General features: G+C 45.7%; 13 protein-coding genes and 3 pseudogenes. 4 read left to right on the forward strand and 12 right to left on the reverse strand.

Translation table 11 applies throughout. The features are described 5' to 3' along the window. Window positions 1-140: photosystem II q(b) protein (locus tag GVY04_17685; protein NBD17888.1), on the forward strand; the 140-nt coding region annotated here is incomplete at its 5' end. A 137-nt stretch (window positions 141-277) separates the two neighbouring features. Here GVY04_17685 and GVY04_17690 read toward each other — a convergent pair. From GVY04_17690 to GVY04_17700, 3 genes are all read right to left on the reverse strand, one after another. Then, a complete protein-coding gene (locus GVY04_17690) occupies window positions 278-877 on the reverse strand; it encodes a Uma2 family endonuclease (protein NBD17889.1) in 600 nt (199 codons plus the stop codon). A gap of 74 nt (window positions 878-951) precedes the next feature. Next, complete coding sequence (gene acs / locus GVY04_17695; protein NBD17890.1) at window positions 952-2,919, reverse strand: acetate--CoA ligase; 1,968 nt, start codon at window positions 2,917-2,919, stop codon at window positions 952-954. Between the two features lie 226 nt (window positions 2,920-3,145). Beyond that, window positions 3,146-6,349, reverse strand: coding sequence for an MMPL family transporter (locus tag GVY04_17700; protein NBD17891.1), 3,204 nt, complete (start codon window positions 6,347-6,349; stop codon window positions 3,146-3,148). A gap of 55 nt (window positions 6,350-6,404) precedes the next feature. Between GVY04_17700 and GVY04_17705 the strand changes: the two genes are divergently transcribed. Then, a complete protein-coding gene (locus GVY04_17705) occupies window positions 6,405-6,641 on the forward strand; it encodes a hypothetical protein (protein ID NBD17892.1) in 237 nt (78 codons plus the stop codon). Then, window positions 6,638-7,102 (forward strand): annotated as a pseudogene (locus tag GVY04_17710) (hypothetical protein). Before GVY04_17705 ends, GVY04_17710 begins: the two are co-directional and overlap by 4 nt. 94 nt (window positions 7,103-7,196) lie before the next feature. On the opposite strand, the gene GVY04_17715 reads toward GVY04_17710, so the two are convergent. Continuing rightward, a complete protein-coding gene (locus GVY04_17715; protein ID NBD17893.1) occupies window positions 7,197-8,498 on the reverse strand; it encodes an efflux RND transporter periplasmic adaptor subunit in 1,302 nt (433 codons plus the stop codon). 384 nt (window positions 8,499-8,882) lie between these two features. Between GVY04_17715 and GVY04_17720 the strand changes: the two genes are divergently transcribed. Continuing rightward, entirely contained in the window at window positions 8,883-10,349 is a 1,467-nt protein-coding gene (locus tag GVY04_17720; GenBank protein NBD17894.1) for a DNA phosphorothioation system restriction enzyme, read from the forward strand. Between the two features lie 12 nt (window positions 10,350-10,361). Here GVY04_17720 and recG read toward each other — a convergent pair whose 3' ends face one another. The 8 genes and pseudogenes from recG to GVY04_17760 form a co-directional block, all read right to left on the reverse strand. Next, on the reverse strand, window positions 10,362-12,809 hold the full coding sequence (gene recG / locus GVY04_17725; GenBank protein NBD17895.1) for an ATP-dependent DNA helicase RecG: 2,448 nt from the start codon (window positions 12,807-12,809) through the stop codon (window positions 10,362-10,364). A 62-nt stretch (window positions 12,810-12,871) separates the two neighbouring features. Then, window positions 12,872-14,509, reverse strand: coding sequence for a response regulator (locus tag GVY04_17730; GenBank protein ID NBD17896.1), 1,638 nt, complete (start codon window positions 14,507-14,509; stop codon window positions 12,872-12,874). 869 nt (window positions 14,510-15,378) lie between these two features. Further along, window positions 15,379-15,567: a hypothetical protein gene (locus GVY04_17735; GenBank protein ID NBD17897.1), complete on the reverse strand. Its 189-nt coding sequence runs from the start codon at window positions 15,565-15,567 to the stop codon at window positions 15,379-15,381. Between the two features lie 177 nt (window positions 15,568-15,744). Next, a pseudogene (locus tag GVY04_17740) lies at window positions 15,745-17,497 on the reverse strand (hypothetical protein). A 90-nt stretch (window positions 17,498-17,587) separates the two neighbouring features. Beyond that, window positions 17,588-18,409 (reverse strand): hypothetical protein, encoded by an 822-nt coding sequence (locus GVY04_17745; protein NBD17898.1) that lies wholly within the window; start codon window positions 18,407-18,409, stop codon window positions 17,588-17,590. 27 nt (window positions 18,410-18,436) lie between these two features. Continuing rightward, complete coding sequence (locus GVY04_17750; GenBank protein ID NBD17899.1) at window positions 18,437-18,919, reverse strand: transposase; 483 nt, start codon at window positions 18,917-18,919, stop codon at window positions 18,437-18,439. A 57-nt stretch (window positions 18,920-18,976) separates the two neighbouring features. Continuing rightward, complete coding sequence (locus tag GVY04_17755) at window positions 18,977-19,462, reverse strand: hypothetical protein (protein NBD17900.1); 486 nt, start codon at window positions 19,460-19,462, stop codon at window positions 18,977-18,979. A 7-nt stretch (window positions 19,463-19,469) separates the two neighbouring features. Beyond that, window positions 19,470-19,598 (reverse strand): annotated as a pseudogene (locus GVY04_17760) (cupin domain-containing protein). Window positions 19,599-19,664: the final 66 nt, after the last annotated feature.

The raw sequence follows: 19,664 nt of genomic DNA on the forward strand, positions 1-19,664 counted from the left end.
ACACCTGGGCAGACGTCTTAAACCGCGCAAACTTAGGGTTTGAGGTTATGCACGAACGGAACGCGCACAACTTCCCCTTAGACTTAGCGGCAGGTGAAGCGACTCCCGTAGCGATGCAAGCGCCTGAAATCAACGGCTAATTTTCAATAGATAGCTAAATAAGATTAACTCTCTCCTTCGGGAGGGAGTTTTTTTGTATAAAGTTGTCTATGAAACCTTATTCAAGTGACTTTCGGAAAACATTCTTGAAATGCTTGAAATTGGAGGAGTAATTTTACTATTCTATATTTTGATGAAGCTGGGTAATCGCCCTGCTAATCTCACTCTCTTGCACACAACGAACAAATAAAGATAAATCCAGGTTTGGCAGAAGTTGACTTTGCGGTTGTTGCTGATACTGGTGATTCATCAAAACATAAATGGCTAGAGAATTATTTTGCCAAAACCAGACTTCTGGAATTTCTAAACGCTCATAAATTGCTAAACTTTCCAGTCCACCACTGGTGGTAATAATTTCAATGGCTAAATCAGGAAAATCCTTTTCCATACCGATACAATAACTTTCATCGGGTTCTTTTCCACCTCGTTTACTTTGTTGTCGGAAAGTAGTCGAACCAAGAGGATAAAAAGGAATTTGTTGCTGAATCAAATAAGTTTCTAATAAAATTGCGATCCGTTTCTTGATTGCTTCATGAGCGCGACTAGGAGACAAAATAATCAGTGTTCCATCTAAATAACTAATGCGATCAGTGCTATTGTCTGCCAAGGTATGAATCAGCTTTTCATAACTTTTCCAATTGACTCCTGTTATCACCGTCAATTCTTCAGCATCATGATCACCGATAATTTCTAAAAGCTGGCTGGTAGCAGTTACCATAAATTGTTGATCAAGTCGTTTAATCGCATTTTAAGGTAAACCCCTCCCGTTGGAGGGGAGTTGGTTTTAGTGATTTACCCACCGCGGAGTTTATCTAAAACGCTGCGATCTTCTAAAGTGGAAGTATCTCCCGCCACATCTTCGCCAGAAGCTAAATTCCGCAAGAGACGGCGCATGATTTTACCAGAACGGGTTTTTGGTAGTGCATCAGTAAAGCGAATTTCTCCAGGACGCGCGATCGCGCCAATTTCGTTGGCAACGTGTTGTTTTAACTCTTTACTCAAGGCATCGCTGCCTTCATAATCGCCTTCTAGGGAAACAAAGGCAAACACTTCTTCCCCTTTTACCTCATCTTTGCGTCCAACCACAGCCGCTTCGGCAACCGCCGGGTGAGACACTAAGGCGGATTCCACTTCCATGGTGCCGAGACGATGTCCAGCCACGCTAATCACATCATCGACACGCCCCATGACCCAGAAGTAGCCATCATCATCTTGACGCGCGCCATCACCGGCAAAGTAGAAATATTGTCCATCTTTCGGGGCAATGTGTTCCCAATAGGTGCGACGAAACCGATCCGGATCGCCATAAACGGTGCGCATCATACCGGGCCAAGGATGTTTAACGACTAAATACCCCCCTTCATTCGGGTTAACAGAATTACCATCTAAATCAACGACATCCGCAAGAATTCCAGGAAAAGGCAACGTGGCTGATCCGGGTTTTGTGGGCGTTGCACCGGGAAGGGGGGTAATCATAAAGCCGCCGGTTTCCGTTTGCCACCAGGTATCCACAATCGGGCATTTTTGCTGTCCAATAATGCGGTGATACCACATCCAGGCTTCCGGGTTAATCGGTTCACCTACCGTTCCTAATAAGCGTAAGCACGAGAGGTCACGAGCATTGGGATAATGTTCTCCCTGTTTAATAAAGGCACGAATTGCCGTCGGTGCTGTGTAGAAAATCGTTACCCCATATTTTTCCACGACATCCCAGAGACAACCGGGATTAGAAGGACGAGGGGCACCTTCATACATGACAGTGGTTGCACCATTCGAGAGGGGACCATAGACAATATAGCTATGTCCAGTAATCCAGCCGACATCAGCGGTACACCAATAAACATCTGTCTCTTTGAGGTCGAACGCCCATTTGAGGGTGATATGGGTGTAAAGATTGTAACCGGCGGTTGTATGAACCACCCCCTTCGGTTTACCCGTAGTACCGGACGTATAGAGGATAAAAAGCATATCTTCACTGTCCAGGATTTCAGGGGGACAATGAGCAGAAACGCCCGCTTTGAGGTCATGCCACCAGTGATCGCGCCCCGGTTCCATGTGGACTTTTTCTTCGGTGCGTTGGACAACGAGGACATTGTCCACGCTGGGAGCGCCATTATGCGCGATTGCTTTATCCACTTCCGGTTTGAGGGAAACCACTTTATCTTTACGGAAGCCACCATCGGCGGTGATCACTAATTTCGCTTCCGCATCAACGAGACGGGTTTTCAGGGCTTCGGCACTAAATCCGCCAAACACAACACTGTGGGGCGCGCCGATTCGAGCACAGGCTAACATCGCGATCGCGGCTTCGGGAATCATCGGCAGGTAAATTGCAACGCGATCGCCTTTTTGCACCCCTAATTGCTTTAAGACATTTGCCATCAGACAAACTTCCCGATGCAGCTGTGCATAAGTATAGGTACAAGAATCCCCTGGTTCTCCTTCCCAAATTAAAGCGGCTTTATTTTTGCGCCAGGTGGTGAGATGGCGATCCAAACAGTTATAGGAAATATTGAGTTTGCCACCGACAAACCATTTGGCAAAAGGTGGGTTCCAATCAAGAACTTGATTCCACTTTTCAAACCAGTCGAGTTCTTGTTCGGCTAAGTCAGCCCAGAATTGTTCTGGATTCTCTTTCGCCGCTGTATAAAGTTCTTGGTATTCGACTTGGCTTTTAATATGAGCTTGTTGGGCAAATTCTTGAGAGGGAGTAAATAAACGTTTTTCTTGTAATATGGACTCAATTGTAGGTTGTGACATCAGCTTGTCTAACAAGGGGTAGTTTTCCTTGATCAATTGTAGGCATCAACCCTTCCCTTATCATTCTTACTGCAAGAAAAATCAATTCCATTGAAGGAGAAAAGAAAGAAAAAGCTCGGTGGGAAGCGCAACTCGAAGCAATTGCTGAACTGATTCCAACACCGATCTCCCTCCAAGAGAATCAACCGGTCAGATCCTTTGGGCAATTCCCTTGATTGGGCTTTGGTTAATAAGTGGGCGTTTCTGGATAGGAAGGTTCTTCTTGAAAAACTGCTTCTAATTTCTCTGGATCGCTTGGTGGGGGTTCAGAACTGAATAGATCATGCAAGAGGGTGTAGAAGCAGGGAATGATAAACAAGGTGAGGAAAGTGGCTAGGGATAACCCGGAAAACACCACGACACCCAGCGGTTGTAAAAACTCTGACCCTTGTCCAATCCCCAAAGCTAACGGAAACATCCCTAAAACTGTGGTAATGGTGGTCATTAAAATCGGACGTAAACGTTGAGGGGCAGCTTGTAAGATGGCTTGGCGACGACTCACATTTTGCTGCGTGTAAATTTGGTTGGCAAACTCCACCATGACGATCGCGTTGTTAACAACAATCCCCACCAGTAAGACAGCCCCGACTAAGACTGTTGCACCGACAGGGGTGTTCGTGACATAAAGCCCCACAATCCCACCGGCGAGGGCAAGGGGCACCGTTAACATAATCACCAGTGGGTCAATGAGGGAGTTATACTGCACTGCCATCACCACAAACACCATGAAGGCAGCAAGTCCGCCTAAGAGTTTCAAGGCATTTTGCAATTCAGTATTGGTTTCTTCGGCAGAACTGGGGGCAATACTGACACCTTCAGGGAGATCCAGTTGTTGGAAAATGGATTGGGTTTGCGCGATCGCGCAATCGAGTGTTGCCCCTTCCACTAAATCGCCTTCGAGAATATAAACTTGGCGCTGATTCAGTCGTTGAATTTCGGCGGGGGCAAGCCCAAACTCAATATCGGCAATATCGCTGAGTTTTAAAGCTTGATTCTCTCCGACTAATAGGGGCACTTGTTCCAATTCTGAAATTGAGGTTAATGTGGCATCTGGTAGTTGTACGCGAATATCCACCAGGCGATCGCCGCGTTGCAGTTGAGTGGGAACAGCCCCATCAATCGCCGTTTGGATCGCTTCCCCAATTTCATTGACGGTTAAGCCAAATTCTTCTGCCCGTTGCCAGTCGGGTTGAATGCGTACTTCGGGCTGTGGCGGTTCAGGATCAGGACGAAAACTTGCCAGTGGCACATTTTCATCCAGGGCGGCGAGCACCTGTTCTCCTGCTTGTTGTAAAGCGGTTGAATCATTGCCTTGTAAAATGACATTCAAATCCCCACGAGTCGGCGAATTATTAAAACTAATCCCTCGAACATCTTGCGGTCGCATAAAAATGCGGGTATCGACTAAATTGAGTTGATCCAGTTTCGGTTGTACCCTGGCGATATAGGATTGCACATCGACCCCTGATTCTAATTCAATGGTGCTGGATCCCCCTAAAACATCTGGGGACGTGCTGGTTCCAAATAAGTAACCACCCGCAGTAGTAAAGGTACTTTTCGTTCCCGGTTGTTCTAACAAGGTTTGATCAATCAACCGCATTACTTGCCGGTTTTCGGTCAAACTGGTTCCCGTCGGAAACTGCACATACATTTGCGCTTGTCCAGTATTAATTTCCGGTAAAATCTCTTGGGGCAATTGTCCGGCTAGCCAAAAACTCCCGCCCCCTAAAATCAGAAAGGCACCACTAATGACCACAAGCCGATACCGTAACACTTGTTTTAAGCCTTGTTGATACCGGCGAATTGCGGCTTGGAACTGTTCGTTAAAGCGACGTAAGAACCAAAAATGAGATAAACCACTACTGCGGGGAATGGCTAAAAGTCGCGATGCCAACATAGGAACAACGGTTAAGGCAATTAACATCGAAGACGCTACCGCAAAACTAATCGTCAGAATTAACTCACTAAACAACAGCGAGAAAAAGCCACCAATCAGTAAAAAAGGCACAACGGAAACTAAGTTCGTACTCGTTGCGGCTAGTAACGCAGATTCAATACTGCGACTGCTGTTCTCCGCTTGTTCGATAATATAGTTGTTACTCGGTCGTTCTTCCGCAACCGGATAGCCGGGAGTCATCCCTACCCCTTCGGCGATGGTTTCCAGCATCACGATCGCGTTATCCACCACAATGCCTACTCCTAGTGCCAGTCCCCCTAAACTAAAGACATTGAGGGAAATATCAGACCCGCGCATCAATAAAATTGCCGTAAAGGTCGCCAGGGGAATGCCAACAATAATAATGAAGGTTTGGCGCAGCGACCCCAAAAATAACAATACGGCTACCGCTGCCAAAGTTGCCCCGGTTAACCCAGCAACGGCAACATTTTGAATGGAATTGCGAATAAAAATAGATTCATCTTGGGTTGTGACCAACGTCATCTCTTCCGGAATTGTTCCCACTGCCTTGAGTTGGTTAATGCGCTGCTTGACTTGATCGACGACTTGTATGGTGTTGGCTGTGGGCTGTTTTTGTACACTGACTTTTACCGCCGGATCGCCATTGAGGGTGACAAACACGCGCTGTTCCGCCGTACCATTAATAACCGTGGCAAACTCGGTGAGGGGAATATCGGCATCGCCCACCGCAAATGATAAATTGCGAATCTCCTCAGCATTGTCAAACTTACCAATCGTTCGCGTCAGCGGTTCTGTGTCTTCTCCTGATAAGCGTCCGGTTGCTACATCCACATTGCGATCGCGCAATTCATCTAAAACATCCGTTAACCCTAAGCCCAGCGCCTGCAAGCGAATCGGATCAATTTCGATGCGGACTTCTTCGGTCACCCCACCCGAGACATTCACCGACGCCACACCGGGGACAATACTTAACTCTCGCGCTAATTCTTCATCGGCAAAGACCCGCAAGTCCACATCCCGAAGCGACTGCGATTGCAAACCAAACTCATAAACCGGTAGCTGGGAGGGTTCAAACTTAAAAATGCGCGGATCTTCCACAATATCCGGCAATCGTCCTTGCACCCGATTAAAGGCAGCAGTGGTTTCGTTTAACGCCTGATCCACATCGTCTCCCGCTTCAAAGTACAAGTCAACCTCGACTTCCCCTTCTTCGGTTTCCGAGTACAGTTGGACAACCCCTTCTGTAGCGCGCAGGGCTTCTTCTAAGGGTTTGGTCACTTCTTCCACAGCAACGGTCGGTGAGACGCCAGGGGCACTTAACTCCACGCGAATGCGGGGATAGGTAATGGACGGGAGTAAGTTGACTGGAATTTGCAGGAGAAAAATGGTTCCCACAACTAACACAGCAACAGTAATGGCAAGGGTGCCAATATGTCTTCGGATCGCGATCGCGCTAATACTAAATCCAGTCATGAGTTATATTCGTTATTAGAAGAAGTAAAGATAATCAAAAGGTTGGGAGAATATTATGAAGATTGTACAAACTACAGGCAAAATAGAAAAAGGAGAATTAAGAGCAATTGCACCAGAAGATTTAAGTGATGGAGACGTTGATATTGTTATTGTTGCTAGAAATGAGCCTAATTCATTAGAAACAATGCGAAAATTGGCTAAAGATAAAGGTTATGATTCTCGTGAGAAAATCCTTGATTTAATTCATCAAGTCAAACTAGAAAAATTAGAAGAAAAAGGAAGAACCCAGTGAGTTCCGATCTTCAGCGTTTGTGCCTTGATACAAATATTTATATCATCGGGACTCAAGAAATTAACTCTCCAGAAGCAAAAATTTTAAGAGCAATTGGTTACTACGATGACATAGTAATTCAAATCGGAGCAGAAATTATTTTATCAGATGAAATCATTGATCAAGTTAGGCGCGTCGGTAAATATTTGTGGAATAAAGATAAAGCTGGTTTTGTAATTGGCTTGATTTGATCACGGCTAAATATCCATTATGTCAATTATAGTCAGGAATGGAATCAAGAATTAGAAAAAGTTATGACAGATGGAGAAATTCCTAATGAAGATATAGAGGTTTATTTAACAGCCAAATTAGGAAACTCCGATTGTTTTGTTTCTTCTAATCGAGAACTAATCAAAGCAATTGCTACATTTGAATGTCTGACTCCAAGGGAATTTATCAATAAGTATTTAAAAGCAGAATAGAATCGTAAAATTGGGTTAACTTGTTTTTGAGTAATCATCCTTTCTACTTGCCTAATTACGCTAATACTAAATCCAGTCATAAGTTTTTGGGTGATTATTGAGTATTGGTTGAGGAAAGGGCACTCAATTGCACTGCTTCCCCAGATTTAAGCGGACGACTACTACGAACAATATAAGCTGTTTCTGGCGCTAATCCTGAGAGAATTTCTACTTCGTTGTTGGCGCGATCGCCGAGTTGCACAGTTTGCGCTTCTACGATTGGCGGTTCCATTGTTCGATTCAAGGTAAATACCGTTGCTGTGTTATTTTCCGTTTCCTCTTGTAATGCCCTTTCAGGAATCACCACTTGTTCGCTGCCTTGGGGCGGGAAAGACACTCTAGCAAGCAAACCACTGCCAATGCGTCCTTCTGGGTTGGGTAGTGTTACTTCTACCGGCACTTGCCGTGTTTCCTGGTTGGCAGCCGGAGAAATGCGGTTTACCGTTCCCTGATAAGACTCATTCGGAAAGGCATCCAGTTTCACCTGCACCGATTGTCCTTGACGAATTTTCCCTAACGCCAGTTCAGACACTAGAACTCTCACTTTTACCGTTTGAAAATCGCCAATTGTGAGCACTTCATCTCCCGGTTGAATTAAGTTTCCCGGATCAGTAACTCGCTCTAAAACGACCCCTGCAATAGGAGATTTCAGCGTACTGTAAGAGAGACGCTCTTGGGCTTGGTCAATAATGGAACGTTGCACCCGCACTTGTTCTTGAGCCGTTGCCACTGCATCTTGTTCAATCTGGATTTGTTCTCGTGCGGCACGGACTTGTTTTTGAGCAACCGTTGCTTCTGTTTGCGCCACTTCTGCCTCTTGCTTGGCAATTGCGCCTTGTTCAGCAAGATTTTTTAAGCGTTGAGCATCGGCTTGGGCTTGTTCGGCTTCAGCTTGGGCTTGTTCGAGTTGAATTTGGGCATTTTTAACTTGATTGCGCGCTTGCTTCACTTCCGCAAGACGGCTTGCTAGTTCGGCTTCGGCTTCTGCGATGTTGGTTTGGAGAAGATTATCATTCAGTTGGGCTAAAACCTGTCCCTTGTCCACCCTATCCCCAACATCAACCGTTAACTCTTGCAGCCGTCCTTCTGCTTGTGACCGTAAGGACACTACTTGCTGCGGAGCTGTATCTCCTTTTACGATTAAGGCAGAGTTGAGAGATTTGACTTGCGCGATCGCGCTTTGAACATTAGGTAGTGAAGTTTCCTCACTGCTATTTTCCGGTTGGGCTTGTGCCGACGAATCCAACCGCTCTCCGCATCCGATCAAACCAGGAATGAGCACACTACTGAGTAACAGTATTCCTAGAAAGGGCTTACTTTTTTTAGCAATTAGAATCGAGACATTTTGAACAGTCATTCTAATAATTAATTTTTATAATTTGCTTGTTAGTTTAGGAATAAATCATTTCTCTCGCCCCTTCCCTAAGGTAGATCGTCAATTTAATAATCTCTTTCCGGGAATGAAAAGAAATCGGTAAGGGAGCAAATCTTGCCAACTTTCTTACTATCTTGTATGACAAGAAAGCCAAACGTTAATTCATTCGCTTAGACGTTAATAACTAGTATAAATTGCTTCTCAGGATATGGCAATTTTACGGGTTTAACATCGTTTTTTTAGGACTATCTTTCTGGGTGAATAAAGAGAGTAAATATTAGAGCTTCTTTTCAAAAAATGACTCCTTGTTAGTGGTTGCAACGGCTTCAAAAACAGTAAATTGAAGAAATAGAGTGAGGTTTGGGAATGATTGAAATTAAACCAGCGATTAACTGGGAAGCCCTAGCAGTTGCTTACGAACAGCGCCACCGTCAGCAGCAAGTTAGGGAAGGTAGAGGACAGTATCAGTTTCGACGCGATGGGGCACCTTCTCTTCCTTCTACTTTAGTTTTAAGAAACTATCAAACCCAAGCTGTGGTCAGTTGGTTTCGTCAGCGGGGACGAGGAATGCTGAAAATGGCAACGGGAAGTGGCAAAACGATTACGGCCCTTGCCATTACCACCGAACTCTATGAGAAGATTAGCTTACAAGTTTTATTAGTGGTGTGTCCCTATCGTCATCTGGTCACGCAATGGGCACGGGAATGTCAACAGTTTAATTTGCAACCGGTTTTAGCGTTTGAAAGTGTTGAACAGTGGCAACGGGACTTATCCAATCAGCTTTATCATCTTAATAAGGGAACGCAGGCGTTTTTAACAATTATTACGACGAACGCCATGCTGATGACAGAAGGCTTTCAATCTCAACTTAATTATTTGCCGGAAAAAACTTTAATTGTTGGTGATGAAGCACATCATTTAGGAGCACCCCGCTTACTCGCCAGTTTACCTTCCCAGATTGGCTTACGCTTGGGATTATCGGCCACGCCAGAGCGGTATTTTGATGAAACGGGAACGGATGCTGTGTTTGAGTACTTTGGCAAGACCTTAACTCCACAGTTTACCCTTGCCGACGCGATCGCGCAAGGCGCGTTAGTGCCCTATGCTTACCATCCGCTGTTTGTGGAATTAACGGCGGCAGAAGCCCTAGCTTATGCAAAATTAACCCAACGCATTGGCTGGGCATTAGCTGACAATCCGAATGTCCAAACTAATGAAACACTCACATCACTGCTGATGCAGCGATCGCGCTTAGTGGGAACTGCCGAAAATAAACTGCCCACTCTCGCCCGTTTAATGTCCACCCGCTTAAACACCAGCCACACCCTATTCTATTGCGGAGAGGGCACGATGGAAACAGTTTCTCATGGCATTCATCGCCAGGTCGCTGCTGTAACCCGTTTACTTGGCAATGAACTAGGCTTTCGGGTGCATCGCTATACGGCCCAAACTCCGATGAAAGAACGAGAAAAGTTGCGTTTCCAGCTTGAACAAGGCGAACTACAAGGCTTAGTTGCCATTCACTGTTTAGACGAAGGAGTCGATATTCCTGCCGTGCGTCATGCCGTTATTCTCGCTAGCACGAGTAATCCCCGCCAATTTATCCAGCGGCGAGGGAGAGTCTTACGCCCTCATCCCGGAAAAACGGAAGCCACGATCTTTGATATGATTGTAATTCCGCCGCAGCTCGATCGCGACACCTGGGAAGTGGAACGGAAGTTATTACGTAAAGAATTAAAACGCTTTCTCGAATTTGCCAAACTCGCTAATAATGCTGAAGCCGCCAGTCAAAAATTACTGGCTTTACAAGAACAATATCAACTGCAACTTTAGCCCCCGTTACCTCTAAGCCAAAATTGTACCGCCCATTAACTTCAAATAGCGCCGTTCTAATTCTTTCTTCAAACGAGGATAGTCCTCTAAATTTTGATCGGTAAAAATGAGTTTCTCTGCTGCTTCTCGGGCTAAGACTAACACTTCTTGATCTTCGACTAAACTCGCCAAAGCAAAATCTGGCAAGCCTGATTGCCTTTTTCCTAATACTTCCCCAGGTCCACGAAAACGCATATCCATCTCGGAAATGAAAAAGCCATCCCGCGATTGTTCTAACACCCCTAAGCGTTGTTTCGCTGTATCGGTTTTGGAGCCACTGATTAAAATACAGTAAGACTTATATTCTCCCCGTCCCACTCTTCCGCGCAGTTGGTGCAGTTGCGATAAGCCAAAGCGTTCTGCGTTTTCAATCAGCATCACGGTGGCGTTGGAAACATCCACTCCCACTTCAATGACGGTGGTGGAAACAATCACTTGCGTTTCATTATCCCGAAAGGCCTTCAGCGCCTCATCTTTTTCTGGGGAACTCATCCGCCCATGGAGCAAACCCACTTTAAACTCGGGAAAAATGCTATCTTGGAGTTTTTTCTGTTCTTCAATGGCGGAACGAACATCTAATTTTTCTGATTCTTCGACTAAGGGTAAGACAATATATGCCTGTCTTCCTTGGGCAATTTCTCGCCGAATTAACTCATACGCCTGACGACGGTCTTTTCCTGATAAAGCTGTGGTTTGAATGTCTTGTCGTCCGGGGGGCAGTTCATCAATTTGAGAGACATCTAAATCGCCATGCAGGGTTAAGGCAAGAGTGCGAGGAATGGGGGTTGCGGTCATACTCAGGACATGGGGAGAATGACCTTTATCTAATAATCGCGCGCGCTGTTGCACCCCAAAGCGATGTTGTTCGTCGATGACCACTAACCCTAACCGCTGGAAGTTCACCGGATCTTGAATCAAGGCATGAGTTCCCACAAGGAGAGGGAGTTCCCCGGTTTCTAGCTGTTGATGAATTTCCCGTCGTTTTGCGGTTTTTGTTGATCCGGTGAGCAGTTCGACGGGTAGATGCAGTAAGTTAAACCAACCGACCAGTTTGCGATAATGTTGTTCGGCGAGAACTTCGGTTGGTGCCATTAACGCCGCTTGATATCCCGACTGAATCGCGGCAAGAATCGCAAAAACAGCTACCACGGTTTTCCCTGACCCGACATCACCTTGTACCAGCCGGTTCATGGGAGTTTCGGAATTCAAGTCTTGGAGAATATCACTAACGACTCGCTGCTGGGCGTTGGTGAGTTGAAAGGGCAGAACTGCCTTAAATTGGTCAATGAGTTTGCCGGTAGGGTTAAGGATAACACTTTGCTGCGTCTCTTTTTGCTGCTGACGGCGAGTGAGAAAGCCCAGTTGCAAGAAGAAGAATTCATCGAAAATTAAGCGCCGTCTGGCGTGGGCGAGGGTATCATGATCCGAGGGAAAGTGGAGGTTACTCACGGCTTCCGGTAGGGACAGGAAGCCATACTGTTGACGCAGGTGAGAGGGGAGGGGATCTTTAAGTTTTTGGGCTGCAGGTAAAACGGTCATCACTGCTTTACGGATCACATCAGCGGAGACGCCTTCGGTGAGAGGATAGACCGGTAAAACCCGCCCAATCTTCACGGAGTCAATTTCCCCACCGGGAGAGTCTAAGAGTTCAATTTCGGGGTTATCGAGGGTAATCCCATATTTATTTTTTTTCACGAGCCCAGATGCTGCCACGATCGCGCTCTTGGGATATAATTTCTTTTGTTTCTCTTGCCAACCGCGATGGGTAAAGCGAGTTCCGGCAAAAAACCGACTCAACTTTACTTCTCCGGTGCGGTCTTTAAGCGTCAGTTGAAAAATACTCAGTTTTTTATTTTTCGGACTGGTAAAACAATTGCAACTTTTCACTATCCCCACAATCGTCACCGTTTCTCCTGCCGCTAAATCTTTAATATTGACTTGCCGGGCATAATCAATGTGTTCTCGGGGATAATAAAACAAGACATCTCTTACAGTTTCCAATCCCAGACGATAGAGACTTTTGGTGTAACTTCTGCCAATGCCAGGGGCTTCAGTGAGGGGTTGTTCGGGTTCGAGATAATGACTGCCGGGAGTAACCGGTGTTTTCGGCTTCACTTGCGGTTGGGGAGAAGATTCAGGTTGTTTTCCCTGCTGGACATCTTTGAGCAGACGACTGGCTTTCACCACCAATTGCTGACGTTCGGCATGGTCTTTTTCCCCATAATGGGCAAAGGCTTGAGCTAGGGCTTGCCAGCGCTGTTTTTGTTCGCGGGTTGCTTGGGGCGGTACTTTCCCGAAGGTTAAACAGAGAAACTCACTGAAGCGATACTGTTTACCGACGATGTCAGAATATCCCGCTTTCGCTTCGACGGCGAGGGCTTTATGGAGGCGTTCCCAGTCAAGACTGCTTGTGTCCGTCATTGTTAATTCTCGTACCAACTGTTGCGCTAGGCGTATTCTCTTCTTTAGTGTAGGGTACTTTCTTAATGGTTGGAATGGCTTGTTAACCCTTGAGTTTCTCTACAATTACCCGCTAAATTTGCTATAGCTCGCACCAATTGTTTGATATCAATTGGTTTTGCCAGATGAGTTTGATAACCGCTAGCAATCGCCCGTTGTTGGTCTTCAACTTGGGCATAAGCCGTGAGCGCGATCGCGCTGATCTGTCCTCCTGCTTCTGCAGGTAAGGCTCGAATTTGTTTAATTAAAGCATAACCGTCCCTATCTGGCATGGCAATATCACTGATCAAAATATCGGGTTGAAAAGACGCCAGCAAAGCTAAGGCTTCCCTCGCAGAACTTGCAGCTCTTACCTCTGCATGGTAAGCAGTTAAAACTACATTGAGTAACTCGCGAGCATCCACTTCATCATCCACTGCTAAGATCCGTATTCCGGTCAGGTCAGCTTTTGAGCTTGATTCTTCTTTCTCGGTTAAGGTGAGCTCGGATGCCACATGAACTAACGGTAGTCTCACAGTAAACGTTGCTCCCAGTCCTGCCCCTGCACTTTCAGCAGTAATGGTTCCGCCATGGGCTTCTACTAAGTACCGCGTAATGGATAAGCCTAAACCCAGTCCTCCAAAATTACGGGTAAGAGAGGCATCTTGCTGACGAAAAGACTCAAAGATATGGGGGAGAAAGTGAGGAGAAATGCCTTGTCCAGTATCTTTAACGGTAAGGTGCGCTTCCTCTTCAACGCCTTCGAGACAAATATCAACTCGCCCCCCTTGCGGAGTAAATTTAATGGCATTGGATAATAAATTCCAAATCACTTGCTGTAGTCGCACTGGATCGCCATATAGGGTGGGAATAGGAGATAATTCTAAATTGAGAGTAATCGATTTAGCGGTTGCTGCACTTTTAACGGTCTCGATGGCAGCATCAATCACACCAGACAAATCAACGCTGGTTAAGTTAAGGTTGAGTTTGCCTCGCAAAATTATAGCAATATCCAAAAGATCGTCAATTAAGCGCGTTTGCACTTTAGCACTATGTTCAATGGCGGCAAGAGCTTTTGCTGTTTTGATGCGATCAAACTGCCGAGTTTGTAGCAATTGTGCCCAAGTCAAAATGGGATTGAGAGGAGTACGTAACTCATGGGAAAGGATCGAGAGAAATTCATCTTTGATGCGGTTATTGCGCTCTGCTTCTTCTCGGGCTGCCTGTTCTCTTTCTAAGAGTTGTCGTTGCTCAATGAGATCTGCAGCCTGGCGAGCAAGCAAATCTAGAAAATACAGTTCTCGCCCCGTGGGTTGATGATGGGGTTCATGCCAATGGGTCGAAACCATACGGTGGGTGAGGAGATGCAGGGCATTTTCTTGAGGGTCAAACAACTGTAAACTTGCCATATCTGAGCTCATCAGCGCGATCGCGGCATCCAAAACTTGCTCATAAAAAGCGTTCAGATTATCCCCTTGAATGAGTTGGGTCCTAATCTGTTGGAGGAGTTGCGCATCAGCGAGTTCCGTTTCCACCTCTTCTTGATGAGTTTCTAACACTTGCATCCTCTTACTAGATTTTGAAGCTCGCTGAGCCTGAGCAATAGCACTTGCAATGGCTTGGGTGAGAGTGTTACTGGTGATGTCATCACGAATGAGATAATCCGCGGCTCCTGCTTTCATCGCTTGCACTGCCAGCTTAACATCGTCCCGATCCACGACAATAATCGGCGGACATTCTTCTCCCATCTCCATTTGCAGCTGTTCGAGCACCTCAACAGTACAGTTCTCTGTAGCGGAGGCGTCTAAAAGAATAGTGTCAATTCGCTGCGATCGGCATAGAGTCACGCTTGAATGACTAGATTCTGCACTAACAACTTGATATAGTCCCTTGCTCTGATCTTGCAGGAGCTGCTTGTAAATATTTGTACTGTTATGAAAACAAGTAATTACAAGCACTCCATAGTTATAGTGGTTCATTAAAGCACTGATTCATCAATTGGCTTACACAAATACACTTTTTTCAAAGCAACTTGTTTCCCTCTTGCCCGCTTAAAAACATCTTGTCACTTTCTCTAGTCAGTCAGTGTCGAAAGCAATATTAATCTGCTTTTTTCTGCAAGTTTAGGTACTAAAGCTGACTCCTCATGCAAATACTGATCTCTTTTAAGTATATTCAAGCATTTTTTAGTGAAATATGCAGGCGATTAGATCACTATATTTAAGTATATCTAGCGAATTTTCTTGAATCAGCTCTTCCATCGCTCTAGTCTTGACTCATGATTGTCTGCATTTCAACAAGAGCAAGCATCAATTAAGTAACGGGACTTAGACAAAACTGCCTGCGCGATGTTCCCTTCAGGAACCGGCGAAGCCATCGTGTTTAAAACCAGTTCAATAGGGACTTTCACAAGGCTCAGAGGATAAAGTGCTGTGCCGGACACACAGCACTCACGTGAGTAACATAAGAACCACATAGCATGAACTAAGTCTTTTATATCATTAATTTAAATCACTTTTAAATAAAAACTAAAATCATGATCTTTTAAAGACTAGATGTCTGCAAGCGCTTGCCCAAGCAGTTCTTGCACTTGCTCGATCATTCTTCGGCCTCGGGCACTTCTGGCAATGGTAACAAGGACTTCCAGAGATTGGTCTCTCGAAAGCCGCTCGTCGTACCAACACTGTAAGACATCCAAAATCAAACTCATTTCACACATGGCAATCACCCAATTCGTCATTTCATATTTGAATAATAGTACAAAATTAATGTGATTTCAATCAATATATTTACGGTCTATTAACGACAGACTCGTCATACTAGGGAGAGGCTGCTCAGAATGCTGTCCCATCAATAAATTCCCTGCCGTTTTAACAACAGGGAATTCAGGGAATTCATTGAAGTTGATCGTTAAGAATTAAGCAGAGGGTAATTCCGAGGGTTGCGGTTCTGTTGCTTTTTCAGAGGTTAGATCAGTGGGTTGTTGAAAGACCGCATAGATCGCGCGGATGGTAAATAAGACCATGCCGATCGCGCCAAGACTAAAGACAATATCCCCAGGAATGCGTAACCAGACGGTCCATTCCATCCAAGGGGAGTGAATCACTTCCGCACTACGGGCGTACCAAGTGCCATGATTGACCGATTCCATCAGTTGATAGAAGCCATTGGGAATCAAACCTAATACTAGCATTAAGCCTAAACCGCCATTGAGACTCCAGAAGGAAAAGCGCAGTAATTTTTCATTCCAAGCGCGATCCGGGACAATTTCGCGCAGGGCAAACAACATCAGCGCGATCGCGAGACAGCCATAGACCCCAAATAAGGCGGAGTGAGCATGAATCGGGGTGGTATTTAGTCCTTGGGAATAATAGAGGACAATCGGGGGATTAATCAGGAAACCGAAGACACCAGCGCCCACTAAATTCCAGAAACAAGTAGCAAGGAAAAAACGGAGGGGCCAGCGATAGAAGCCTTCTGCTTGTTGGGAGAGACGGAGGGTTTTCACCACTTCAAAGCCAATTAGGGTTAAAGGTACCACTTCTAATGCCGAAGCCACGGCCCCCATCGCAGCAATAAACGACGGTGTACCGGCAAAGTAGAGATGGTGTAGCGTGCCAATCACCCCACTACCCAGATAGAGAATGGTAGTTAAATAGGTGGCGCGTAATGCCGAGGATTTTTTCAAGAAGCCTAACTCACTGCACAAATAGGCAATCGCAACCGTGGCAAAGACTTCAAAGAAACCTTCTACCCATCTGCACCCCAAACAGCACCATGGCAACGCCAAAAAAGAGCGTGGTTGCTTTTTGACTCGGTGTTGCCCACCGCATCGCAGGACGTTTAGGCACGGCTTGCACCTCTTCTGCATCTTCTTGGCGCAGATAAACGTAGAGAAACAGTCCAATGACAGCAATTAAGACAATAACCGAAACAATTGACCACACCAGAAACTGACCCGGTGCTTCATTCCCAACTAAGTCATCATGGGGCCAATTTGCGGTATAAGAAAAGGGGGCATGGGGACGGTTTGCCGAAGCAGCCCAAGCGGTCCAAGTAAAGAATGCGGTTACATCATGGATTTCTTGGGGATTATGGAACCAACCGTGGGGAATGGAATGTTCGGGGGAACCTTGGGCGAGTAAGTCTTCATACTGGCGGAAAACTTCCTGTAAGCCCTGAGTTTGCGCATTCGTCAATAAGAGACGGTCTGCTTCTAGTTCATAACGATTGGGCTTAAATTGTTGCTTCACCCGGGCTTCTAAACTCGCGCGTTCCGGTTCAGGCAGGGCTTCGAGATCGGCTTGGGTAAAGGTCGGATCATTGGCATAGATCACTCCAGCCGTGGCTAAGCCCCAACGGTGCAGTAAATCCGCAGTCCAATCGGGGGCGAGATAGCTACCATGACCCCAAATGCTACCGATATGTTGTCCACCTCTACCCAGATAAGTTTCTTGTCCGTTTTGAATTTCTTCACCGGTTAATAACACTTCTTCTTGGGGAGATGAGATAGTTGCGGGTTGCGGTGGGGCATATTTAGAAATGGCAGCCCCAGCCCCCAAAAGCACGCTAAAGGTAACAAGACAGATCAAAACGAGCCAAACAGGAAGGCTAAAGTTCTTTAAGCGCAGGCGTGTTTTTTCCACCACGCCCGTAGATGGACTGGTCATAATGAATTTCCTTGTTGTATAAAATTTCTAATCGCTTTTCAATCAAGCTAACGAACGTTCTTCATCTCTTCATGCAATATTTGCAAGTCTTTACAGGGTTACAGGGAGTAAAGAGACGAGGGTAATGATGCCGAAAGTCAGGGCTGATGTAGTTTCTAAGCTGGCAATTTGACGAATGGGGGCGGTGCGATACCAGGATAAACGGATCAGGATGAAAAATACTTTTAACAAAAGTACTGAGAAGGCAAAAGCAGGAATCAAGGGGAGGAGATTTGTCCAGTAAAGGAGGATGATGATTGCAAGCGCAACGATGCAATAAATCCCTAACCGTTTTAGGGCATTTCCTAGCGAGTCTCCTTTGCGAATTTTGCGTAACTTTACGGTGAAGATGGTTCCCGAAAAATAAAGGGTACATAATCCCCATAACCCAATCGCAGTCGGTGTAAAACTATTTGTGGTCACGATGTAGGCAAACGGCACGACTAAACACACTGCAGCAAACGTTACCATTTCATTGAGGATTGATTTTTGTCCGCGTCGGAAGACAGCAACTGCATCCACCAGCAAGGCACATCCTGCACCAAGGTAAACTGCTAGTAAGGGCAATAGTGTTTCAGTCGCCGTCAAGGCAAAATAGAGGGCAATTCCCCCAGCAATACCTCCATAAACGCCACCCCAAAACAAAAACCGAGGCTGCCAAGATTTGCGCTGTTTAATTTGTAAAACCAGGGGATGTTCGGCTTGAAATCCCAAAAAGGCACAAATGAGAGCCAGGGTGCTTTCCCACGTCCACTGTTGCCCTAAGGCAACGCCAACCAGAAAAGACACCAGTAACACCACATATACGCCATGTTCAGGAGAAATGATGGGTTTGTACGCAGTTGGGAAATGAGGCTTTGTCGTTGAACTCATGGTTAGAACTCCTGATCTTGCCTTGAATTAAGGGAAAACGACTTTCGGGTCTGGTTTTTCTCCCTGATACAAATGCGCTGCGGACTTTAAGACCAATTCCGAATAGAGAATTTTTTGGATGTCTAAGCTGGGCGCACGAGCAGCAATTTTTCGATAGGCTTGGATTTCCCCGTCTAGGGTAAAATGACTTTGCACTTGATAGTGGTCGTAATCGTGAACTGCTAGCAGTGCAAACCCACAGAAGGTATTCTGATAAAACTCTGAATCATACCCCTCCATCGAAACCCAGAGATGTTCATTGGCAATATCAGCAAACATATCTTCAGCGCGATCGTAATAGAGGGTATAACTGGCTTGTACCGCAAAAGGGAGTTGTTGGAATTGCTCAAAAATCCAATCACAAAATTCCGCTTTTGGCTTCTCAGAAACCTCGACAGGCTGACCATTGATGTATAGTTTGGCTAACGTTTCTAGGGTTGGTTTGCGGTTGGTTTTAACAGGTGAGATCATTCTCTAACCCTCCTCAAGCTGGAATCAGCAACTACTGTTTTTGAAATTTGACGCTTTCTAGAAACGTAACTGTTCTCGTGCGTCTGCAGCTAAAACTAAACATAATAAAGCAACTGCACTTTGCCATTGTTGACGAATTTGTGTATCTTCAACCTGATTAAATAAGCTGACAAGGCGTGGAATCGCTTGTTCTAAGGCAATTGGAGGAACAGGACGATGCAATTCCACTAAATGTTGGATACTTTCTTGGTTATTGAGAAAATTCGCCACCCACGTTGTTGTATGGTTCGGATTATCGGGAACTCGCTTGATTTGTAGTTCTTGTTTGAGCCAAACGTAAAAAGCAGGGAGTTGATTTTCTAACACAGACTTGGCGGTTGGTAGCGTTTCTCGCAATAGTGAGAGATCCAAGGTACCTAATTCCGTTTGAAACTCGTCTTGTTTCGGTAACTCACTGGCATTTAAGGTGAGTAAGTTTTCTACTGTGGATTCTGAAAGGTTGAGATGTTGGGTAAACGTATCGACAGTTGCTTGTGGATTCATTCCTAAATTATTCTCCTTGAGTTTCTACTGCGGATAAAATCAGCCAAAAGGCTAGATTAGTCGTTGCTTCGAGAGCGTGGGGTGCGTGTGCTGGCATATAAACCACCACCCCTGGCGTTAGTGTGATTACTTCACCATGCGATCGCGCTATCCCACCCCTCCAGAATGTAAGATGCACTCAAGACAGGGTTGAAAGTCGCTT

Source organism: Cyanobacteria bacterium GSL.Bin1 (assembly GCA_009909085.1).
Classification (GTDB): domain Bacteria; phylum Cyanobacteriota; class Cyanobacteriia; order Cyanobacteriales; family Rubidibacteraceae; genus Halothece.